Annotated in this window: 4 protein-coding genes; 1 reads left to right on the top strand and 3 read right to left on the bottom strand. The window is 37.1% G+C overall.

Annotated features, from left to right (window positions below):
- The coding region (locus tag ACFVSH_RS25455; protein WP_387708539.1) for a hypothetical protein at positions 1-304 on the bottom strand (304 nt) is incomplete at its 3' end.
- Positions 305-554: 250 nt separating this feature from the next.
- Here ACFVSH_RS25455 and ACFVSH_RS25450 point away from each other — a divergent pair.
- Positions 555-1,043: a divergent PAP2 family protein gene (locus ACFVSH_RS25450; RefSeq protein ID WP_192204449.1), complete on the top strand. Its 489-nt coding sequence runs from the start codon at positions 555-557 to the stop codon at positions 1,041-1,043.
- 508 nt (positions 1,044-1,551) lie between these two features.
- On the opposite strand, the gene ACFVSH_RS25445 is transcribed toward ACFVSH_RS25450, so the two are convergent.
- Positions 1,552-1,704 (bottom strand): YfhD family protein, encoded by a 153-nt coding sequence (locus tag ACFVSH_RS25445; protein ID WP_387595645.1) that lies wholly within the window; start codon positions 1,702-1,704, stop codon positions 1,552-1,554.
- Positions 1,705-2,143: 439 nt separating this feature from the next.
- Positions 2,144-2,467: an AtuA-related protein gene (locus ACFVSH_RS25440; RefSeq protein ID WP_387708541.1), complete on the bottom strand. Its 324-nt coding sequence runs from the start codon at positions 2,465-2,467 to the stop codon at positions 2,144-2,146.
- Positions 2,468-2,475 lie beyond the last annotated feature (8 nt).

The following is a 2,475-nucleotide window of genomic DNA, read 5'->3' as shown; positions in this document are numbered from 1 at the left end:
CCACTAGACGATTTATAAGTTCATCACAAATAGAATATACCAGCTGAAAATTTTCCACCTCAAATAGAACAGGATCATCCAGAATGACCGTCGTGTTAACGAACATATCTTTGTTTCCATATAGATTGTAGTGAACTATAGCCTTTCCAGCAGCTCCTTCAGTAACTGGATCATTAAAGCCGGGAATGAAAACAAACCATTCTTCAGCAGTAGCTGATCTGAAGTTTTTTGTGAAAGACATTCGCTCGGTTACCTTCATGATCTTTTTTTGCTCTGCCGGATTTATATCCTTGACCTTGTTCATTCCATTGCCACCTTAATAACCTTCCGTTATATATTTTCCTTAAGGTACCCATCCTATAAATAATTATTATGAAATAGTCGAACACGGAAACTGAAAAAAAGGGTCATTATATACATGAAGCTTGACCTTTAATAACAGCCGATAATCATGGGACTGCTGCATATAAAAATTATTATTGGGGTATCAAAAGAGGGAAGATAATATCCTGGATTGGGTTGGACTGGTCTGGAGTGGAGTGGAGGAGTTGCTCATGGAAAAGATGAATCGGGGAATTTTAACGGCGCTGTCAGCAATCGGGATTGCGCAAGGGCTGAAAATTTTTACACATTATAAGCTGACGGGAAAGTGGGACTTGAAGCAGGCTTTCACAACAGGTGGAATGCCTAGTTCGCACTCCGCCGGTGTGGCCGCACTGGCATCATATGTGGCAGCGAATAAAGGCTGGCTGCATACGGAAACAGCGCTTGCCACAGTGTTTGGCGTGATTGTGATGTATGATGCTCAAGGGATTAGGCGCCATACAGGGGAAATTGCCAAGCTTGTGAATGATCTTGAAGATAATATGGCGAAATTTTCGGGAGAGTTTCCGAGCTTTGAGTATGTGGAGCGTGAGAAAGAACTGAATGAACTACTCGGACATCAGCCTGTGGAAGTTGGAGCAGGTGCGTTGCTTGGAGTGGTTCTTGGGCTTATTTCGGCTAAATTGGAGGATGGCAAGCCCTCTAGAATCAAAGGCTGATTACGTCGTGCAAGCTTTGATATTCCAGATCTTGAAGTAAGGTATGTAAGGAACAAGGTAATGAAGATCAACATATATATAGATGTTTTTAACATGAAAATATCTAAAAAAATATCTCAGTAAGGAAAAATTACAATCAAAATATGTCTATGTTATTAACATAGACAAGACTAATAATTTATTCTGTTTTACTTATAGAAGTTTCAACTAAATTGTCTTAAGATGACCCGTTTATTCGTATCTCTCTCATAGGTGTACTATTGATATTTATTAAAGTGACACTGTTTCTTCGACTAATATTAACTTTAGTTGAAGAAACAGCATTAAAGGATCTCCACATTGAAGATCCTTTTTTCATTAACGATAAAATCGATCTCTTAAGTAAGCTTGCAAAGTTTTTCGCCAAACCACTTCCGTTCTGCGATTATTGTTTCACTAACACACCTTTGATTCAATAAGAAAATAAAAAAACGCGATTTTTTTGTTTTAGTCTTTCACTTTTTTTGTTTCATTTAGGTCTTGTAGCTCTAATTTTTTCACTTTCACCTAGCTCACGAGAAAACTCTTCATCAACACGATCCGGTTCTATTTTTAAGTTTTCGGGAGTTTGAGGTAAAGCCTTTTTGCTGCTAGATGGTTTATGGTTGTTTGATCTTCCCATTATATTTCCTCCTAACGAATTTTAATCTTTATTAGTATGGCTAAGAACCACATTTATATATCTTTAGATTTGCTCATGAACGAACATTTTTATCTTAAGAACAGTTTTTTTGAATAGCTCCTTCTTATACTTAACGCACGCACCTGAGTGTTGAATAAGAAATCCTTTTCTTTGATGCAGATTGTCTTCAAACTACACTGCCTCTACTTCACATCATTTTAAAGATTCATGCAAGATTTACAAAATAACTACAGTCTATTCGTCACAAAAGTTCATTTATTTGTTTCGTAAGCTCTTTAAATTTCTTGTCGAGTTCTGTGTACGCTTCTTCTTTGGTTTCCTTTTTTACTTGTTCCAGAAAATCAAAATATAAGAGGACAATCAGATGATATAACGTCCGATACCATTTATAAATTTTCTCATTTTTTTATCCCCCCTCCTATAACGCTTCTTGTACCTCTATTTCCATCTCCAATAAGGCGTAACTCAAGCTTTTCCCATGCGTATCCATACCGAGTGATATTGTAACTCCGCCAAGCAAAGCTTGATGGCAAACGAACTGAAGTGCAGCGATATTTGGAACCTCATATCTAAAAATTTCACCATCAACAATGTCCTTAAAATGTTGTTTTACTCTCTGTATTGTTACTTCTTTGCATAAAAGGGAATAGTCTTTTTCATGATTTGGAATAAGCGAAAGCATCAATATATTCCCTTTATCACCGGCACGACTGTGGGCAAGCTCATATAGTTTTCTCTTCATGCAGTACC

Origin of the sequence: Peribacillus sp. NPDC058002, from assembly GCF_042886655.1 — a bacterium.
Classification (GTDB): domain Bacteria; phylum Bacillota; class Bacilli; order Bacillales; family DSM-1321; genus Peribacillus; species Peribacillus aracenensis.
This window is presented reverse-complemented; position numbering and strand designations above follow the sequence as displayed.

Coding starts and splice junctions, on each gene's coding strand:
- ACFVSH_RS25450 (WP_192204449.1), top strand. CDS start 555: ATGGAAAAGATGAATCGGGGAATTTTAACGGCGCTGTCAGCAATCGGG.
- ACFVSH_RS25445 (WP_387595645.1), bottom strand. CDS start 1,704: ATGGGAAGATCAAACAACCATAAACCATCTAGCAGCAAAAAGGCTTTA.
- ACFVSH_RS25440 (WP_387708541.1), bottom strand. CDS start 2,467: ATGAAGAGAAAACTATATGAGCTTGCCCACAGTCGTGCCGGTGATAAA.